This is a genomic window from Wolbachia endosymbiont (group A) of Hylaeus communis (assembly GCF_947251915.1).
Classification (GTDB): Bacteria; Pseudomonadota; Alphaproteobacteria; order Rickettsiales; family Anaplasmataceae; genus Wolbachia; species Wolbachia pipientis.
The window spans coordinates 1,477,797-1,496,864 of the sequence record NZ_OX366396.1 but is presented as its reverse complement, the minus strand read 5'-3'; the positions used below and the strand labels follow the sequence as shown (position 1 = coordinate 1,496,864).

Sequence of the window (19,068 nt, the reverse complement as noted above, 5' to 3'; positions counted from 1 at the left end):
TATTTTACTCCAAAAACGTTTTAACTTTCTCTCTACTTTTTCTGGGTAAGGTCAATTTACCGCCGCGGCGCTAACTAGTAGCGGGATTACGGGTTACCAAATTGTAGAAGTTGCTTTAGCTATAAATTCAAGTTTTATCAATGTCTTGTGTTGTTACCCAAATAATGGTTGTGCAAGCGCTTAATTTTTTGATCAAAAAGGAACAAGTTTAGTAAAAAATAATGATATTATTAGTGGAACATAAAACAGTCCCACTGCAGTACTGATTAGAAGCAACAGAGTAGCTTTATCTGGTTGATAATTCAAAATATTAGCAAGTATTATACTGGACCCAGAAACTGGAATAATAGCCAGCAACATCAGTGCTTTATATATGCTCTCATCGTATATACCTATAACATGCTTGTCTAAAAGGACAATTCCTAAAACAAACAGTGGCCAGAATACGTACTTTGCTGTAATAGTGATCAAAGCAAGCTTCCAATCTACTTTAAAGCTTGCAATATTCGCAATGCTCACTCCAAGTAGCACCATTCCTAATGTGACAAATGTACTTCTAATGTTCATCATAACATCTGTTAAAAAAGTAGGTATTTGTATATCGTATATACTTAAAAAGAAGCCCAGAACCATCGCATAAAGCGAAGGAAGTTTGAACAACTTTAATATGCATTCTTTTGCGGTATAAATACCATTTGCAGCTATGTAAAATCCTAAGCTGTTTTCAAATAGCGCCATTCCTATATAACAAACAACATATACAGATACTGAATCTTCATCAAATAAAGCCATGGCAATCGGCAGGCCAAAATAACCCATACTTGTGCTACCCGAGCTAAATGCTAATATGTTTCTCGTGTTATCCTTAAATAAAAAAGAAGAAAGATAATACACTGATAAGGACATAGTGCTACCTATAAACCATATCAAAATCGGCAGAGAAATTACTTTTAAATTAACTTCTGTATGAGAAACTCCATATAAAATCACTATTGGATTAGCTATATAAAAGAGTATTTGAGATATAGTGTTTCTATCAATTTTAAGACATTTTCCTGCTAAATAACCAATAAATATCGTAATATAAATAGGTAATATTTTTAGGAAAAGAGTAAAGAACATACTAGCCTATTGTGATACTTTTGACTGATAAAGTAATATTAGATCTTAAGGTATTGTAAAAGTAAACAAAATTTATTTTCCAATTTATCCAGCTCATAGTTAATTAAATTAGTGCCAAAATTTGTTTTTACATAGGACTTAAGAATGACATTTGTATGATAAAATTATGTTAAGTTTCTGTAAAGCTTCTTGCATATTTTTGAATAATGACATATTTACTAACAATTAAACTGCTTGTAGTAATTTAGACGGACTGTTGAAAAAGTAAGAGGAAATAAGTAAAGTTAGGACAGAGAGTAAGAGCTTTAACATAGTTGTCATATTTTTCTTTAATTAACCCTAGTGTCCAATTTATCCACCATTCCTTCACATGAGGTGTTTCTAACCATTTTAATAACAGTAAAAAATGTTTTCTTTCAACGCTTTAAATGTGATATTTTTATTCATTAATTAAAAATCTCAAATGTTACTACCATTTCTGTTAATCCTGTCTCTCATTGCCAAGTCCATTGAAATTGACATTTCCGTACCTAGTTTTCCTGATATGGTGCACTATTTTAACGTACCGGAAGGCATAATTCAATTAACTATTGCTTATAATTTCCTAGGCTTTTGCATAGGAGGGTTGTTTTTTGGTCCATTGTCTGAATGCTATGGCAGAAGGAGAATTATGATCATAGGTAACACTTTGTTATTAATCGGCGCTGTTGGTTGTGTTTTTGCACCGTCGATTTTTTGGCTTTTAATCTCTCGCTTTGTTCAGGGCATTGGTGTTAGCACATCTGTAGTTGTGTTTGCAATCGTTGCAGACAGCTACAAAGGCGACGAAGCGGTGAAATTTATTGGAATCATGAATTCTGTTCTTACAGTTGTCATGGCAATTGCGCCAGTGTTAGGCAGTTTCATCAATGAAATTGTAGGATGGCGTGGTAATTATGCAACTGTTGCAATACTTTGTTTGATCTCTTGGGTTTTGCTGCTTTTAGCGTTACCAGAAACAAAAAAGAACCGCGATATTTTCAGTTTGAAAAAAACGATGAAAGATTACAGAAAACTACTATCTAATCCGAGGTTTGTTACGTTGTCTTTGATGTCAAGCCTCTTTTCTGCTGCGTATATGTCATTCATTACTTGTGGACCTTTTCTGTATATGAAGACTTTTGGTTTATCTAGCACTATTTATGCACTACATCAAGGTGCAATAGTTGGGTGCTTCTCACTCATCAGTCTATTTGCTGGCAAAATCTTGCAGAAACTTGGAGCAATAAAGTGTGTAATTTCTGGTACGAGCGTGGGTGCTATTGGGTCTCTATTGCTTGTAATATTCAGTATAATTGTACCCCACTCTTTCTACTTAGTAACACTGTCTATGATTATTTTTTCTATCGGTTGTGCAATTTTCCAGCCAGTGATTTTTAATGCATCAATAAATGTTTTCCCTGAAATTAAAGGCACAGCTTCTTCTGCAGTCTCGTTCATTAGAGCTTTTATCATGGCTATTTTTATCGGCTTAACAAGCTACATTTACAATGGTCAAACAATTAGTGTAGCTGTTCTTGTTTTATCCGCGATAGTACTAGAACTTGTTTTTACTGTCTATCTATTGCGTTTAAAAGATCCTATGTAATTAATAAAGATATTCCATTATAGGCTGCTAACTTTCCCCGGCCAATCTTTCTGCTTCATTACGTGAGATTAGTGCCTCAATAAATTCATCTAGTTCACCTTCTTTTATGATCTGCTCTAGCCGATGTGAAGTTAGATTAATTCTGTGGTCTGTTATTCTTGATTGTGGAAAATTATATGTTCTTATGCGCTCGGAACGATCCCCAGAGCCAATCTGACTTTTCCTCATTGTTGACCTTTCCATTTCTTTTTTTTGTCTTTCAATTTCGTATAGCCTTGCCCTCAATACTTTGAGCGCTTTAGCTTTATTTTTGTGCTGCGATTTTTCATCTTGCTGTATCACAACTATCCCTGTTGGCAAGTGGGTGACCCTTACTGCGCTGTCAGTTGTATTCACTGATTGCCCTCCAGGACCACTGGATCTATAAACATCTATTCGTAAGTCTTTTTCTTCTATTTTAAAGTCAACTTCTTCTACTTCAGGTAATATCGCAACAGTAGCGGCAGAGGTATGCAACCTTCCTGAGGATTCAGTTTCTGGCACTCTCTGTACTCTGTGCACCCCTGATTCAAATTTCAACCTTGCAAAAACTTCTGTTCCATTAATGAGTGCAGAAGCTTCCTTATAGCCACCTATACCTGTATTAGAAATGCTTATTGGCTCGAACTTCCAATTTCTTCTTTCTGCATATTTTTGATACATACGAAATAACATTGCTGCAAATAATGCTGCTTCTTCTCCGCCTGTACCTGCTCTAATTTCTAATATTGCATTTCTTGAGTCATCTTCATCTTTGGGCAATAATGCTAACTTTAATTTTGCTTTTATTTTTGGTAATAATACCTTGTGCTTTTCGAAAAATTCTTCTTTTGCTAACTCTTTTATATCACCTTCGCTGTTTTCATCTTTCATTATTTCTTCTAAGTCTGAAATTTCCTCTTTCAGCGTGTTATATTCATCAATTATCTTGATTATTGGCCTGAGCTCAGAGTATTCCTTTGAAAGGGTAATGAATTCTTTTTGACTTAAATTGGTAGGATTTTCCAAATTCCTCTCTATATCATTAAATTTTTTCTTTAAGTCTTGTAAATTATTTTCCATATCCATATAGCACAGATCTAGCTAAGTAATATATACTGAAATAAAAAATTTCTTATATCAAGCAATAACACTATAATATACCTACTACCTTCTAGTTGAATATAATGGCAAAACAGATAACATCAAACTGCAATTTCATATTTGGAGCTTCGGACATAAAATCATTACCAAATGAGTCGGCTCCAGAGATTGCGTTTGCTGGTAGATCAAATGTAGGAAAATCCAGTCTGATTAACTTACTGATAAACAGCAAAAAAGCTGCCAGAGTTTCCTCTAAACCTGGATGCACTAGACAAATAAATTTTTACTCTATGTACAATGATAAGTTCAGGCTTGTTGACCTACCAGGGTATGGTTATTCTCATGCAGGTAAGGAGGAAATTATACAATATTTAAACTTAATTGAGTATTATCTAATTCAAAGAAGAAATCTAAGAAGAGTGTTTGTGTTGATAGATAGCAAGGTAGGATTAAAAGAAATAGACAAAGACTTCATTTATTGGTTAATATATAATAACATTAACTTTAACGTTGTGCTAACAAAAATAGATAAAGTAAGTCAAAAAAGCTTAGGTGCTGTTATAGAAGATATTCAAAGATGGATTAATAATGAGAATGTGTCAATTCATCAAATGAGCATCCGTGTTAAGCATAAAATAACCAAGGTAAGAGATGAGTTTTTCAAGTTTACAAGATAAAAAAATGAAGAGTAGTGAATTCTTAAAGGGTGAGGTATCATTTGAACAAAAAGCAGAAATATTATTTGAAGTGCTATCTAATATACCTAGCTTTGTAGGCGAGACTTTTGTCATTAAATGCGGTGGTACAATAATCTTAGATGAAACACTATTTAACACTTTTGTGCATAATGTTGTCTTGTTGAAGCAGCTTGGTATAAATCCGGTAATAATTCATGACGGAGAATATGAAATTAACTCGGTGTTAAAAGTGCTGGGTATGGACAGTAAATTTGTGAATGGTATCAGACTTACAGACAGAGACACTATGAAAATCATTGAAATGGCACTGTGTGGCTCAGTTAATAAAAAAATTGTTCAGCATATAAATTCTGCTGGTGGTTCAGCTATTGGATTATGTGGAAAAGATGGTCACTTAATTAAAGCCGAAAAAATAACCGCTACGCTTAGAGAAGATAGATCAAATAATATCGAAAAGATATTAGACATGGGGTTCATCGGTAGACCAACTGAAATCAATCCTGATATATTATTTTTTATTGAAGAATCAGATTTTATACCAGTTATTGCACCAATTGGTCATGGAAAAGATGGGGAAACATATCATATTGATGCCGATAGCACTGCAAGCGCAATCGCAATCGCAGTTTCTGCATCTAAAATGATAATCTTGAGTGACACAGATGAAGAAATAGATAAAATTGGTGGCAGGAAGATATCTGTTAAAAATTTAAATGCATCGATTGATTGTGGGAAAATTAAAGGGGAAAAATTTATTGAAAGGCTTATGGCATACGTTAAAATGGCGGAGGAATGTGCTGGAGTTGTTCACATAGTTGATGGTAGAATACCTAACATTATGCTTGATTTATTTACTGAGAGTAATTCAAGCATATCGATTGTGAGTGATTTATAGCTATACTGCTTGCAACTACACGAATACCAAGAGGGTGTCATTCAAGTAGCTGACACTGGAATGACAGCAATCTACGTCATACCGCGATTCATTCGCGGTATCTCTAGATCCCGCTAACAAGTAGCGGGATGACGGTTGTCAGGGTGTCATCCCAGCGCCCTTATGATGTCATCCCAGTGCCCAGACACTGGGATCCAGAAGACTTAATTTCAACCAAGTGGCTGCATAATAAGGACTAGATTCCAGACTGGAATGACATCATAGAGGCACTGGGATGACAAAAAAAGGAGCACTGAACTTGTCAAGGAATTTTATGGCCTAGCGTCACGCGCTGGAATGACATCATTTACATTTATCACTTTTGCAGATACAATTTACATGCTATAATTGAGTCTTCATAGATGGTAAATTGGAGTGCAAAGAAGTAAAATTAAAGTAGAAATAAAAAGATTATCACACGGAGAAGACTTGTCTCTTCCATGTTATGCAACTACGCAGAGTGCTGGCATGGATCTTTATGCTGCATTGAATGATTCTGCTGTTTTAAATCCACTTGAAAGATTACTTGTTCCAACTGGAATTGTGATTGCAATACCAAACGGTTTTGAGGGGCAAATCCGCCCACGTTCTGGTCTTGCTGCAAAACATGGAATCACTGTCTTAAATTCTCCGGGCACTATAGACTCTGATTATCGAGGTGAAGTTAAAATTTGTCTAATTAATCTAAGTAATCAGCCATACGAAATAAAAAGAGGAGATAGAATCGCACAAATCCTTATTTCTCCTGTATCTCAGGTAATTTGGGATGACAGAGAAGAATTCTGCGCAGAAGAAACCGGTCGCAATGCAGGGGGCTTTGGCTCAAGCGGCAGGTAGCTTACGAAAAAGCTTGACTATGACAGTTCTTTTATACACAATTTAAGCATATTAATATTTTATTAAATGAAGTCGTTTATGCTAACTTTCAAAAATCATTGTGGCCAGCTCCACAAAGCAAACACTGTATTTGTTGCATTTACTGCTATATACGTTATAGGTGGATTAGCAATACTTTCAACACCGCTTTGGAGGCCTTCAACTTGCAAGCTAGCAGCTTTTGCAGCTACACCACTTGGAATGGGCGTTTTAGCATTTGTTGCTGCTGCGCTGACTTATTTAGCAATATATGCTATCAGCAAAAATAACGAAATATCTGAGTTGAAAGCTCTGAAGGTTATTAAGGATGGGTTGCTAGTAACAGAAGACGCATTTAGGGAAATTGCAAGGAATAACCAAGTTAAAGATGAAGAAGGTAAGGTAGAAAAGGATAAATATTATATAGACTTCAGCTTAGAAGGCAAGAACTACCGTATTATTGTTGATATTAATCAGTTTACCAATAAGCTAGGCAATACTTCACTCTTCGAGATAGATTCACTAGAAGTGAAAAACAAAGAAGGTAAGTTCGAGACAGTAGATAAAACAGAATGGAATAAAACATTAGGTTTAGAAAAAGAGGGTGCTAAAGAGGTTAACACTTATTTAGGCTCGCTTATTGTTGAACAAGTTGCTTCTCAACAACAGACAGTATAGCCAAGTGAAATAAAAGAGGTAGATTAAGTCTGCCTCTTTGTTTTTTTTGATTTTTAGTGTTACGCGCATAACTGCATGGATGTTGCGATTCTCAAGGCAACGTATCTGTTTAGATGCATGGCTAATGCTGAAACAAAAATTCCAGTGTTCCCTTTCTTGTCATCCCAGTGCTTGACACATAACTGTACAAACATTCATTTTTGAAGGTAAATTGCACAACAGATAATGTCATTCCAGTGCTCCCTTTCTTGTCATCCAAGTAGCTGACACTGGGATCTGGTAGACAATGTTCATACAGCAGCTACTCGGATGACACCTTGTGCTTGCTGGCTATAATTGCTAAGGATTTTTATTTAATTTAACTGCATCTTTTGCCTTATCCAATAACCCATTAATAAAACCAATTTCGCTTGGTTTATCAAGTAAATCAGATGCAATGTTAGTATATTCATTAATGACAACTGGAACTGGCGTATCACAATTAGCTAACTCACATATTGCAACACGCAAAATAGATAAGCTTATAAGATTTAACCGTGAAAGGGACCAACTTGGGTGTAAATAAGACTCTATTATTTTATCATATTCTTCACTGCTTTTTATAACCTTATATAACAAGTTTTCTAAGAACTGATGTTCAAATTCTTCACATTCAAATATATCTTTCAACTTATTTATGTAGTCCTTAAGCTCACAATTTTCCAGTTTAAAAGTGCTTTTGTTGTAACCTACGAAAATATTTGAATAAGCAATTTGTACAGCAAGAAATCTTGCCGTGCTTCTTTTTATGCGCCACTTTTTATCTACTGGTTTTTCCTCCATTATTTTAATTTATTGTGTAAATCTATCATACGCAAAACAGTTGAGGCTGCATGGCCACCAACGTTCTTTTTGTTTTTATCAGCTCTAACTAGTGCTTTATCTTTGCTGTCAGCGGTAATTACACCCATACCAAGGGGTATTGCATAATGCATAACAACCTCATTTAAGCCTTCAATTACTCCTTTACAAACATATTGATAATGATCGGTTTCACCGCGAATTACGCACCCAAGAGCTAAATAACCATCATAATTAGTATGCCCACTCTTGACTGCAAAAAGAATTGTAGCTGGTATCTCAAATGTACCAGGAACCTCAACTACATCGTAACTGGCATTACTGCCTTTTAATTTATCAATTGCACCTTCAAGCAAAAGGTTCGCTATTTCAGTATAATAAATCGAATTAACTATTAGTATTCTCGACATTTACTACCACTTTTTTTGTTAAAAACAACTTTATTAATGACTGTTGAATTAGAGTTATAATATTACTAAATATCCAATATATTACCAGGCCGGCAGGAAAAGAAGAAAAAATAAAGACAGAAATGTAAGGTAAAAACTTCATAACATTTACTTGAATATCATCTTTACTGGTTTGATCTTTCTCACTTAGCTTCTGCTGAATTATCATGGTGGCACCGAAAATTATAGGTAAAATGCCTATAGAAATAGGAAAGTTATAATTAAACAACCCAAATAATGTAAAGATGTTCGTTGGGTCAGGAGCTGAAAGATCCTTAATCCATAAAAAAAAAGGAGCATGCCTCATCTCTATAGTAACAAATAATACTTTATATAGAGCAAAAAATACCGGTATTTGTATTAGCATGGGAAAAATGCTCGACATTGGATTTACGTTGTTTCTCTTAAACAATGCAATTGTCTCTTTATGCTGCTTTAAGCTGTCATTTTTATACAACTCTTTTACACGAGTTAGCTCAGGCTGCAAGCTTTTCACCTTGAACATTGAAACATATGATCTATTAGATAAGGGAAGCATCAAAAGTTTGATTACTAAAGTCAGCAATAATATTGCTAAGCCAAAATTCTTTAAAACGAAGTTAAAGTATTCAAGCAGTAAAAACACTGGTTTAGTTATAAAGTAAAGAACACCAAAATCTACAGCTTTATCAAACAAAGGTATATTGAGAGTATCCTTATAAGAATCCAGTAAATTCAACTTTTTTGCTCCAGCAAAAAAATAATTCACATTAGAAGTGCTTGCACCAGGAAGTATACTCTTATAAGACTTAACAAAATCTACTTGAAATTTATCAATATCATTAGCGTTAGTATGTTTAATGCTTACATTTATTTTATCAGATTTTTCAGGTATGATGGCTGTGAGCCAGTATTTATCAGCAAAACCAAACCAATTTTTTTCACTCGTGCTTGCTTTTATTAAATGTTTTTTGGAAATATCCTTATATGTCCACTCCTCTAGTTTATTATCAAATGCACCCAGTACTCCTTCATGGGATATCCAATAAGATTCGTTGATATTGTCACGTTTACGGTTAATTTTACCATAAGGAACCAAAACTACATTATCCTTTGTATTATTTTCAACAACTTGCTCAACTTTAAACATGTAATTATCGTCGAGGTTAATTTTCATTCTAAATAAAATGCCATTCTCATTGTCCCAAGATAAATTGACCTCTTTTTGATTAAGTTTATCTGCTCGCCAGACTGCTTTAGAATCTGGAACTTTAATCTTGTTACTCGGATCGAGCCACCCAAATTCTGCAAAATATACATCTTTTGATTCTGCAGGTGACAGTAACACCACTTGTGGAGAAGAAGAACTCGGTTCTAAGTGGTAATTAGTTAAAATTAAGTCATCAAACCTTGCACCTTTCAGAGAAATTGATCCTTTAATCATGTTATTGGTTAAACTAACCCTCTGTTCTCGAGTAGAATTAATAATTTCAGAACGATTTTGGTATATTATAGGAGCAAGGTCGTTAAAAGATTCGATATGTTCAATATTTTCAATCAATGGCTGGTTTTGGTTTGTACTAAAAAAATTATCATAAATAATACGCCAAGACACCATGATTAACATGGAAAGGATAGCTGCCAAAATTAAACTTTTTGCTTCTGACATGAAATTAAATCAAACATATCTTCTTAAAGTGTATACTAAATATTGTACTAAAACAATGAAATTTACTTATTTTTAATAATAACTTTTAACGCTGATCTTTAAAATTTATTTTAATAGCTTCAAATTTTAACAATATGAACGCGGTGAAAAATCTAGTTATTTGGTTGCTAATAATAGCCACTACTGCAATGCTTATTGATTCACAAAGGGACAAACTAAGCGACAGATTTCTCAGTACTTTTTTACCATATAAAGGAAGAATTCAAAATAGCGGTCAGAATAGTGGAAGTATTGAATTTACGAAGTCATATGATGGACACTTTTATATTCAGGCTCAAGTCAATGATCGCAATATAACGTTTTTGCTTGATACTGGAGCAACCGATATTGTTCTATCACAAAAAGACGCATTACATGTTGGTATTAACTTACAAAATGTTCAGGATTTTAAAATATATGAAACTGCGAAAGGTCAAATAAAAGCTGGAGTGGTTCAAATACCTCAAGTTAAAATAGGAAATTTTTTGATTAATGATGTACAGGCAAGCGTTAACCCTCATTCTATGTCTCATTCACTACTTGGAATGAGCTTTTTAAGGTATTTTCATTTCACTATAAGAGATAATAAGTTGATATTATACCGCGACTAAACACTTCTACAATCTACTTATCAAAGCTCTGTAGGTTAATATAGGAGCAGAAATAAATATTGCAGAACAAGTGCCAATCAAAATACCAAAAAAAATGATCAAGCTGAAGTCTTTCACTGCATCTGTGCAGATTAATGCCAAAGGAAGAGCAGCAAGAAGGGTTGTACCCGAGGTTAATATAGTGCGAAATAATGTAGCGTTGATACTTGCATCTACTATCTCACTCATCCGCCCACTTTTACCACTCTTGCAATACTCTCGAATCCGATCGTATATAATTACTGAGTTATTGATTGAATAACCAATGACAGTGAGAAGAGCTGCAACTGATGAAATATTAAACTCAATGCCAGTTAGGCTAATAAAACCAACAGTTAAAATCACGTCATGAATCAGTGCTGTTATTCCACTGAATCCACATTGCCAATTAAATCTAAACCAAACGTAAAAAAATATTCCAACAATTGCGATCAACATGGATAACATTCCTTCAAATATTTGTGTTGAGCTTATTTGTGGGCCAACATAGTCTATTTTACGATAGCTTATTGAGCTCCCCAGCTTTTCTTCTAGTATGCTTTTTATCTTTTTGATTTTATCTTCATCTCCTTCATCTTTAAAACGCATGACTAAATTATCACCCGCTTTTGAACTCTGCACTGTAAAACCATTTTCTTTTAATGCATCGAGAATAGAGTGATTCTCATCTGAAGATTTTATCTCTATCAAAATTCCGCCTGCAAAGTCTATGCCTAAGTTCACTCCACGCAGCACAACAGTGAATATTGAAAAGATGATAAGAATAATGCTAATTAATGCAGTCAAATCCCTATATTTACTAAATTTTATATTGAGGTTATCTGGAATGAGTCTAAGTGCCATGCTATTTACTTAAACTTGAATTTTATATACTTTTCAAAAAATTCACTAGTTTATTCTGTGATTGTTTGACTATGTAAATTTTTCTGTCAGTTGATTCTTGTCTGTCAATTAAGTTCTATCTAGTGCAAACTTTGCAATTTTGAAGTACATTACAAGAGCAAAATACCGCCAATTTCGCCCATCATTTTATCTCTGCAAGCTTATCCCCCCCCCTTGCTATGTTAGCAACGCAACCTAAGCTAGGTTCCTTCATAGCAGTGTTAGGTACACTGCCATATCTTTCAAAACTTTCATGCTCTATAGCTTCCTCAACACTTTTTCCTCCTAAAAGACAGTTTTCCCCTAAACTTTTTCCCCTATTTTTTAACTCATTAAGCCTTGCTCTGTTTTCCCCATCAATCTCCACTTTTATTGCTGCCTTTCTCACTAGGACTTAGATAAATACTTATCTCTCCTACCTCAGTAGTAAAAGACATTTCAATACCACCTTTTGAGACATCCATGTAATTTCTTTTTCCCCCTATTTCTTCTACATTTTCAACTCTTACTATACTTTCTCCAATTTTGAGTATGCCAACTCTTAAATTTAAGTCTTTGGCTTTTTCATTGTTTAGGATTTCTGCAACTTCAACAATACTATCTTGCGAGTACTCTATACAAAAATATCTATTATCCTTGTCTACTCCTAATACATTTTGAGTCTGCTTGCTTTTGTTTACAATACTTTCATATGCTAAACCTTTTAGCTTGCTTTCAATTTCCTTACATTTCTCAGAAAGACCATCATCAAATCCATTACAAGTAACTATCTGCTCAAACTCATTCCCATCGAAAAAATTATGGCGTTTTACCTTCCCACCTTCTAACAATAAATTACTAACAATGCTTTTGATAATGTCCTCTTCGGACACTTCATTTTTTTTGTTACAGTTTTGATCTTCACTTTCTTTGTTACAGTTTTTATCTTTACTTTGATAGGGAAAGTTATCAAATACAAAAGTGTTACTTCTGTTACTTATATGACTACCACTAGTAAGATCTTTTATTTCTTCAAATACTGTATTTGTTACAGTTTTGTTACAACAACTACATTTTAAATTTAACATTACTTCTTTTTCTAAGTATTTAGCTACTATGCACTTAATACTTTCTGGAGTATTTTTTATATCTTTTTGTTCATTTTGTTCTGTTATACCTCTCACCTCCCCACAGCATTTATCAATCAGATCCTGTTTACTTTGAGTTAACGACATTTTTAGTTTCATAAAAAGTGAGTCTTTTAGAAAAGGATTATCATCTTCTAGGTCCCGATCATTTTCTGAATCCAAATCATCTGTTAACTCCATTGAATCAAGATTACCTGAACTATAGTACGAACCCTTTTTTGAGTCCGAACTATCTTCTGAGTTCCCATCACTATCTGACCAATTGTCAACTTTCGGAAATTCTGAGCTTTTCTGTTCACCTTCAAAAGTCTGATTACTACCACCAGCGCCCTTTGTCAAATTTTCTTTATTTTCACAAGAACCACCTAAAGAATAGCCTTGACCCTCTTCTTGATCTGAAGCACTTAATTTACTATAAGTTGCTTGACTATAACCATTGAAGTTATAACCTAAACCATTACTACCATGCTGTAAAGGATCGCTTTCAAAAGTTTGTGGATTATCACTTTCACCTAACAAACCACCATTTGTTGGATTACATACATTTTCTGTATATTTTTGATTATTTTGTGCTTCTATTTTCCTCTTCTTGTACAACGGTTCAAACTGATCAATTTCAATCGATCGTACTCGTTTCCTTGAAGGAAAGTCCTCTGGAATCTGATCCTCATCGTCAGAATTGTGACCTGAATCACAAATTACATGATCATTGCAGGTAGAATTATGCTCTTGACTAATCAAGGAAAGCTGAATTAGATTGCTAAAAACAATATTATCTAGCTGTACTGAATCAGTACTTTCAAAAATTTGTGGATTATTACTCACGTCTGGCAAATCACCTGATAAACCAGTCTGATGATTATTTTCACCTACCCAACCATCAGTTGGTGTGGGAATGCATATTCCTGTATATCTTTGGCTATCAAGAGAATCATTAGTTAATTGTACTGCTGTATAAGTTGTCCGGTCATCCTCATCATCGGAACTAATACCTGAATCATGGCCATCACCTTCTTCAATCTTTTGAGTTTCTATATCGTGTTCATTTATTTCGCTCGACGAATCATAGTTGGAAGGGTTATACTGTTGATTAGGACGTTTAAAAATTTGACGCCAATCGCTGTAAGGCTCCTTAAAATCGAAAGGAGTGCGTATAACTTTTTCCTTGCCTGATACCCCACCATTCATATTGTATAACCATTACTCACTAATCCCTTAGTGAATATCGTAATATATAGGTCTGTCAACAAAAAAATATAACTTTCTTTGGTTCTAACCTTTGCAAATCAGTATCTATAGCTCGGTAATTTCTCATACGTTGCACTCTGGACCTAGGAGCGTTGTTAATAAAATCCACGACAGCTAGACAATCCTTGCTCGTCCACTAAAAGGAAAAGCAGCAAGGAGCGAACCAAAAGCGATAAGAAAGGATCCAAGCCAGATTATAGACATTCCAGGTTTATAGTGCACTTTGGCTGCGATTTTGCTCTTACTCTTATCAATCTCTCCAATTACAACATAAATATCAGAAAGCAAATTGTGGTAGATACTGCTTTCAACATTTTTCTGGCCTTCCGCAAGGTAAAATCTATATTCAGGAGTTACTTCACCTAATATCTTATTATTCAGCAAATTCCTGATATCCATTGTACCCCTCACTGCATGGAAATTTTTTTCTTTTATTAGCTCAATATTGCGTAAAGTAACTTTAAATTTATTGACTGTTATGCTATCCCCTATTTTTAAGTAATTTTCTTTTTTCTCCTGCCAACCAACTGAATAAGCTATACCAAGCACTAGAATTGCCACTCCAGCATGAGCAAGCATCATTGCATAGTAGGACTTAGAAACTCTTCTTGCTAATAAAATTGATTCACCAAATGCTACCTTAAATAAACGAATTCTTTTACTGTATGCTTCTAAAACAAAGATTAATAATGCTATGGAGATAGTAATTGATAGCACAATTATTAGCTCCATGTGAAAGATAAACGGCAAAATAGCTGCAGCACTGCAGAATGAAAATCTATATTCACGGAATATTGGCAATAGACTATTTCCCTGCCAACTGCAGTATTGCCCGATCATGGTGAGCACTAGAATAGCTAGTGCAATAGAGTTAAATAAAGAATTGTAATATGGTGCTCCAACTGAAATTAATTCACCGGTTAAATACTCAAGCACTGTAGGGTATAAAGTGCCAACGAACACGATGAAAAAGGCAGTGATGAATAATAAATTGTTCATCAGTATCATCGTAAAGCGTGAAAAGAATCTTCTACCCTCTGTCACTTGAGTAGCAAGTTTCTTTCTGGATTCCAGTGTCAAGCATTGGAATGACATCGCAGGCGTGTGATTTTTTCTCGTAAATACTACAAATATTACTAAGCTACTGACTGTAATTACACCAAGTAGAGCTAATATATATAGTCCATATCTTGGGTCATCTGCAAACGTGTGCACTGAGGTAAGTATTCCTGAGCGGACTAGAAATGTTCCAGTCACACTCAATATAAAAGTTGTAAGCGTAAGTAAAATAGCAAAGTTCCTTAAAACATTGAAATTCCGTACCACGAGCAACAAATGTGTCAGCGCTACTGCAATTAGCCACGGCATCAAAGAAACGTTTTCCACTGGATCCCAAAACCAAAATCCACCCCACCCAAGTTCGCGGTATGCCCACCAGCTACCCAAGCTGATGCCCAAAGTGAGCAGCGACCAAGAAATAAGTACCCAAGGCCTGACAATTTTAGCCCAAACATTTCCTTCAGTATTTAAAATTAATCCAGCTATAGAGAGCGAAAAAGGAACGCTAAATCCAAGGTACCCCAAATATAATATCGGTGGATGAATAGCAAGGCCTATATCCTGCAATATCGGATTAAAACCCAATCCATCTGTTTCAATGCCTGGCATTTTAGTGAAGGGGCTGGATTCAATTAAAGTGAACAGCAAAAAACAAAAGCAAATCAGCCCATGAGTGATAAGAGATATTTTTTTTAATTTACTACCATTAGTTCGTTCTGGTGTCATTCCAGTGCTTGACACTGGAATCCAGTTTTTATTACACTGCCATTTGATGTACTCATTTGCAATTAAATTGTCTGGATCCCAGTGTCTGGGCACTGGGATGACAGAGGGGGAAACTGGGATGACAGAAGGTATATAAATATCCATTAGTAATAAATACATGACAAGCACTAAGGTCCAAAGCAACATGGACCCTTCTTTGTTTCCCCAAACACCACAAATCTTGTAGATCAAAGGTTTTGTTGTGTGTGAGTGGTAGTATACGTTTTCAAGTGAAAAATCATTTGTAATGTGGCAGTAGATCAAAATAGCCATTGACGCTGATACACAAAAAAATATGGCAGTGGTAATAAACCGACAAGAACTAAGCGGTAAAAACAAATATGTCAAAGACAATAAGCAGGCTAGCAATAGCAATATATTCCCAAGTTCAGGCATAAAAAATTATAGTTTTTATATAAACAATATTACTGATGACAAGTTAGAAGTTAAAGTGTTAATTGATGCTAGCATAATGCTCCCGTAGTTAGCTGTGCTAGTATTAATTAAAAATTAAATATTAAATCTTTATACTTTTATAGATAGCGTTAATATTGAGGTAACATTGTGGGTACAACTAAGATTAGTAAATTTCCATTCAATATAAAAGGTAAAGTGGCAAAACAACATGCCGAACCAATAATCGAAAAAAATCTCTATACTATTTTAGGATTCAAAGATATAGAAGATTTTGAAAATAAGACAAGTAAACTTGTTAATAAAAAAGTTTGGCAATCATTTGTTGACTGCTTTGCAAAAGAAATAGATTATGCAGCAACCGAAGAAGTTGTAAAAAACATCGTTTGTAACATTGCAAAGAGTGATCAAGGTAATGCTTTTACCAAAACTGAACATCTCATATTAAATGAAAAGCAAGATAATAAAAAGAGAGAAAAAGCGATTAGAAAAGCTATTAGTATTTTGAGAAAAATCAATCCAGAAAAAGCCTTTAATGAACTTTCAGTAATAAAAAAACAAGCTGAAGATTTTTTACAAACCGATTTTTGTAAAGCACAGAGTAAATCACTTCAAGGATTTGCTCCCTCTGGTGGACAGCTCTTTGCGGAAACTCTGAAATATATAGAAACACTAGAAAGATTATCCGAAGTAAAAAAAGAAGGGCTAGTTAGAGATTTCTTGTTAAATCATGTTAGTTTATTGAATAAAAAGTATCCTAAATCACAAGGTAAAAGGGAAGATGCTATAACAATACTATCAAGTGATGAGTTGAAGAATTTTTACAATAAAGGTGTAAAAGAAGGAATGTTACAACCAATGGCATCTTACAAAGGATGCAGAAACCTGTATGACAAAATGAACCAGATAAAAAATGAATCCAAAAGTATAATTAAAAGAGAAGAACGGGAAGAAAATTTAAAGAAAATAGATAAGTCGATAATCAGCGCAATTAATGACATAAAAAAACATAGAGAAGCAATCCTTAACTGTAAAGACTTTCAAAATTCTTACATAAAAGAGAAAAAAGAACATCCATTTAGAGGCAACGCATGTCAAAAAATGATTGATATATATCAAGAGAGAATTGTTGGATATCAGGAGAAAATTCGTCAAAACTTAAACCAAATAAAAGCGATATTAAAAAGTGCGCCGCAAGAAATGGATGATGTGGAAGAATTCGAGGAAATAATTGATGATATACATGAAGCAAAGCAGTGTGATGAAATTTTTGATTCAGCTTTAATTTGTTTATCGAACATACAGAATGAGCTAGATATTCAGCTGGAAAATCCTTCAACAGAACTCAGAGCTTCACACATTAACGTTAAAACTGAGCTAACTAGGTTATAAGAACCAAATCTTTAGGATAATGAAAGCACTTTAATTCAAGACAGCTCTTAGTCTGTGTTTTAATTTGGTTGTGTTTTATTAAAAAAACTTTAGATTTATTTTATAATCGATACTCAAATATAATGACTCAAACTTGGGATTTGTTGCAAACAGGGCAAAAGGAAGGCTATAAAATTGCGTATACTAATGCTCGTATTATCGACCCGGAAACTAAACTTGATATAAAAGGTTCATTATTGACTGAAGGGGATAAAATTGTTGACTTTGGTGAATCATTATTTTCAACAAGTGGAGTTGATGAAACAATAGACTGTAAAGGGCTTGTTCTAATGCCAGGCCTTATTGACATTCACGTACATTTTCGTGAACCAGGCCAGGAACATAAAGAAACTATATATACAGGCAGCAAATCTGCAGCTGCGGGGGGAGTTACAACTGTAGTTTGTCAGCCAAACACTGTTCCAGCAATTGATAGCGTTATTTTGGCTAAATATTTGAAATATAGAGCACTTGAAACTTCACATGTAAACGTTGAATTTTACGCTAAAATCACCACTTCGGAAGAACACCTGACAGAAATGGCACTTTTAAAGGAAGCAGGTGCGGTTGGGTTCACCGATGATGGCATGCCAGTTATGAACCCAATGATTATGAGACAGGCGCTGCTTTATTCAAGTATGCTGAATGTTCCTATTGCTCAACATGCAGAAGATTTAAATTTATCTGCTGGTGGCGCAATCAACGAAGGTAAAATTTCTGAAGAATTGGGAGTAAAGGGGATCTTGAGTGCGTCAGAATCGGTTATGGTAAATCGTGATATACTGCTAATGAAGGATATGGAAAATGTGCACTACCATATTCTACATGTCTCTTCAAAAGATTCACTTGATGCTATTAAACGTGCAAAAGATTTGGGATTAAATGTTACGTGCGAAGTAACCCCTCATCACTTCACTTTGACTGAAGATATAGTAAAACAACATGGAGCAATTGCAAAAATGAATCCGCCGCTTCGCACTGAAGAAGATCGTTTAGCTATGGTTGAAGGTTTAAAGACAGGTGTGATTGATTGCATTGCAACTGATCACGCTCCGCATGATCGTAGTTCTAAAGATCTACCACTTGAAAATGCTGCATTTGGTATTGTTGGTCTTGAAACAATGCTGCCCCTTTCACTTGAACTCTATCACAGTGGGCAAATGGGTCTACTTGATGTGCTTGCAAAATTGACATATAAGCCTGCAGATATAATACACATACCACGTGGTCGTATACAAAAAAACCTTGCTGCAGACTTAATTTTAGTTGACCTCAATCATGAATGGGAAATTAAAACTGACAACTTTGCTAGTAAATCAAAGAATTCTCCTTTCGATGGTCGCAAAGTAAAAGGACACGTAGTACGTACTGTTGTGTCCGGCAAAACTATATACTCGCAGAAGAGTTAGTTATCATATCTTATCTATTCCAATTTGTTATCACCAGAATGGGCTAAGTGCACCTAAATTTAAATTAAGAA

The 19,068-nt window shown here is 34.5% G+C and carries 18 protein-coding genes and 1 pseudogene; 9 read left to right on the top strand and 10 right to left on the bottom strand.

All coding sequences use genetic code 11. The features are described from left to right. Positions 1–192: 192 nt before the first annotated feature. Together OPR52_RS07350 and OPR52_RS07955 are read right to left on the bottom strand one after the other, a co-directional pair. Positions 193–1,122: an AEC family transporter gene (locus OPR52_RS07350; protein WP_213863126.1), complete on the bottom strand. Its 930-nt coding sequence runs from the start codon at positions 1,120–1,122 to the stop codon at positions 193–195. A gap of 304 nt (positions 1,123–1,426) precedes the next feature. Then, positions 1,427–1,569 (bottom strand): annotated as a pseudogene (locus tag OPR52_RS07955) (N-acetyltransferase); the annotation flags it as partial. 16 nt (positions 1,570–1,585) lie between these two features. On the opposite strand from OPR52_RS07955, the gene OPR52_RS07345 reads away from it, so the two are divergent. Continuing rightward, positions 1,586–2,749: a multidrug effflux MFS transporter gene (locus tag OPR52_RS07345; RefSeq protein ID WP_265038176.1), complete on the top strand. Its 1,164-nt coding sequence runs from the start codon at positions 1,586–1,588 to the stop codon at positions 2,747–2,749. A gap of 27 nt (positions 2,750–2,776) precedes the next feature. Here OPR52_RS07345 and prfA read toward each other — a convergent pair whose 3' ends face one another. Continuing rightward, positions 2,777–3,856, bottom strand: a complete 1,080-nt coding sequence (prfA, locus tag OPR52_RS07340) for a peptide chain release factor 1 (RefSeq protein WP_007548640.1) — start codon at positions 3,854–3,856, stop codon at positions 2,777–2,779. 98 nt (positions 3,857–3,954) lie between these two features. On the opposite strand from prfA, the gene yihA reads away from it, so the two are divergent. From yihA to OPR52_RS07320, 4 genes are all read left to right on the top strand, one after another. Continuing rightward, a complete protein-coding gene (gene yihA, locus OPR52_RS07335) occupies positions 3,955–4,548 on the top strand; it encodes a ribosome biogenesis GTP-binding protein YihA/YsxC (protein ID WP_151807719.1) in 594 nt (197 codons plus the stop codon). 4 nt (positions 4,549–4,552) lie between these two features. Then, positions 4,553–5,464, top strand: a complete 912-nt coding sequence (gene argB / locus OPR52_RS07330; protein ID WP_264723356.1) for an acetylglutamate kinase — start codon at positions 4,553–4,555, stop codon at positions 5,462–5,464. Between the two features lie 414 nt (positions 5,465–5,878). Continuing rightward, complete coding sequence (gene dut / locus OPR52_RS07325) at positions 5,879–6,340, top strand: dUTP diphosphatase (protein WP_006279458.1); 462 nt, start codon at positions 5,879–5,881, stop codon at positions 6,338–6,340. 78 nt (positions 6,341–6,418) lie between these two features. After that, positions 6,419–7,036: a hypothetical protein gene (locus tag OPR52_RS07320; protein WP_264723355.1), complete on the top strand. Its 618-nt coding sequence runs from the start codon at positions 6,419–6,421 to the stop codon at positions 7,034–7,036. Positions 7,037–7,375: 339 nt separating this feature from the next. Here the strand turns inward: OPR52_RS07320 and nusB are convergent, their stop codons facing one another. Genes nusB through yidC form a run of 3 tightly spaced genes read right to left on the bottom strand, consistent with a single transcriptional unit; the run spans position 7,376 to position 9,973 of the window. After that, a complete protein-coding gene (nusB, locus tag OPR52_RS07315; protein ID WP_007549265.1) occupies positions 7,376–7,858 on the bottom strand; it encodes a transcription antitermination factor NusB in 483 nt (160 codons plus the stop codon). Further along, on the bottom strand, positions 7,858–8,286 hold the full coding sequence (locus tag OPR52_RS07310; RefSeq protein ID WP_006279647.1) for a 6,7-dimethyl-8-ribityllumazine synthase: 429 nt from the start codon (positions 8,284–8,286) through the stop codon (positions 7,858–7,860). The genes nusB and OPR52_RS07310 overlap by 1 nt, the downstream gene beginning before the upstream one ends. Beyond that, the gene (yidC, locus tag OPR52_RS07305) at positions 8,264–9,973 is read right to left on the bottom strand and encodes a membrane protein insertase YidC (protein ID WP_077188570.1); all 1,710 of its coding nucleotides are present in this window, start codon (positions 9,971–9,973) and stop codon (positions 8,264–8,266) included. The genes OPR52_RS07310 and yidC overlap by 23 nt, the downstream gene beginning before the upstream one ends. A gap of 134 nt (positions 9,974–10,107) precedes the next feature. On the opposite strand from yidC, the gene OPR52_RS07300 reads away from it, so the two are divergent. Further along, positions 10,108–10,623, top strand: coding sequence for a TIGR02281 family clan AA aspartic protease (locus OPR52_RS07300; protein WP_265038173.1), 516 nt, complete (start codon positions 10,108–10,110; stop codon positions 10,621–10,623). A 6-nt stretch (positions 10,624–10,629) separates the two neighbouring features. On the opposite strand, the gene secF is transcribed toward OPR52_RS07300, so the two are convergent. From secF to OPR52_RS07280, 4 genes are all read right to left on the bottom strand, one after another. After that, complete coding sequence (gene secF / locus OPR52_RS07295; protein WP_006279649.1) at positions 10,630–11,505, bottom strand: protein translocase subunit SecF; 876 nt, start codon at positions 11,503–11,505, stop codon at positions 10,630–10,632. A gap of 181 nt (positions 11,506–11,686) precedes the next feature. Then, positions 11,687–11,932 (bottom strand): hypothetical protein, encoded by a 246-nt coding sequence (locus OPR52_RS07290; protein ID WP_265038172.1) that lies wholly within the window; start codon positions 11,930–11,932, stop codon positions 11,687–11,689. Continuing rightward, entirely contained in the window at positions 11,901–13,859 is a 1,959-nt protein-coding gene (locus OPR52_RS07285) for a hypothetical protein (RefSeq protein WP_265038171.1), read from the bottom strand. Before OPR52_RS07285 ends, OPR52_RS07290 begins: the two co-directional genes overlap by 32 nt. Positions 13,860–14,033: 174 nt before the next feature. Then, positions 14,034–16,082 carry a heme lyase CcmF/NrfE family subunit gene (locus tag OPR52_RS07280; protein ID WP_458694406.1) on the bottom strand — a complete coding sequence of 683 codons (2,049 nt, stop codon included), beginning with the start codon at positions 16,080–16,082 and terminating at the stop codon, positions 14,034–14,036. On the opposite strand from OPR52_RS07280, the gene OPR52_RS07275 reads away from it, so the two are divergent. The 3 genes from OPR52_RS07275 (at position 16,039) to OPR52_RS07265 (ending at position 18,997) form a co-directional block, all read left to right on the top strand. Beyond that, a complete protein-coding gene (locus tag OPR52_RS07275; protein WP_022626229.1) occupies positions 16,039–16,227 on the top strand; it encodes a hypothetical protein in 189 nt (62 codons plus the stop codon). The genes OPR52_RS07280 and OPR52_RS07275 overlap by 44 nt on opposite strands. Positions 16,228–16,307: 80 nt before the next feature. Then, positions 16,308–17,549, top strand: a complete 1,242-nt coding sequence (locus OPR52_RS07270; protein ID WP_006279654.1) for a hypothetical protein — start codon at positions 16,308–16,310, stop codon at positions 17,547–17,549. 122 nt (positions 17,550–17,671) lie between these two features. Further along, complete coding sequence (locus OPR52_RS07265; RefSeq protein ID WP_022626228.1) at positions 17,672–18,997, top strand: dihydroorotase; 1,326 nt, start codon at positions 17,672–17,674, stop codon at positions 18,995–18,997. Positions 18,998–19,068 lie beyond the last annotated feature (71 nt).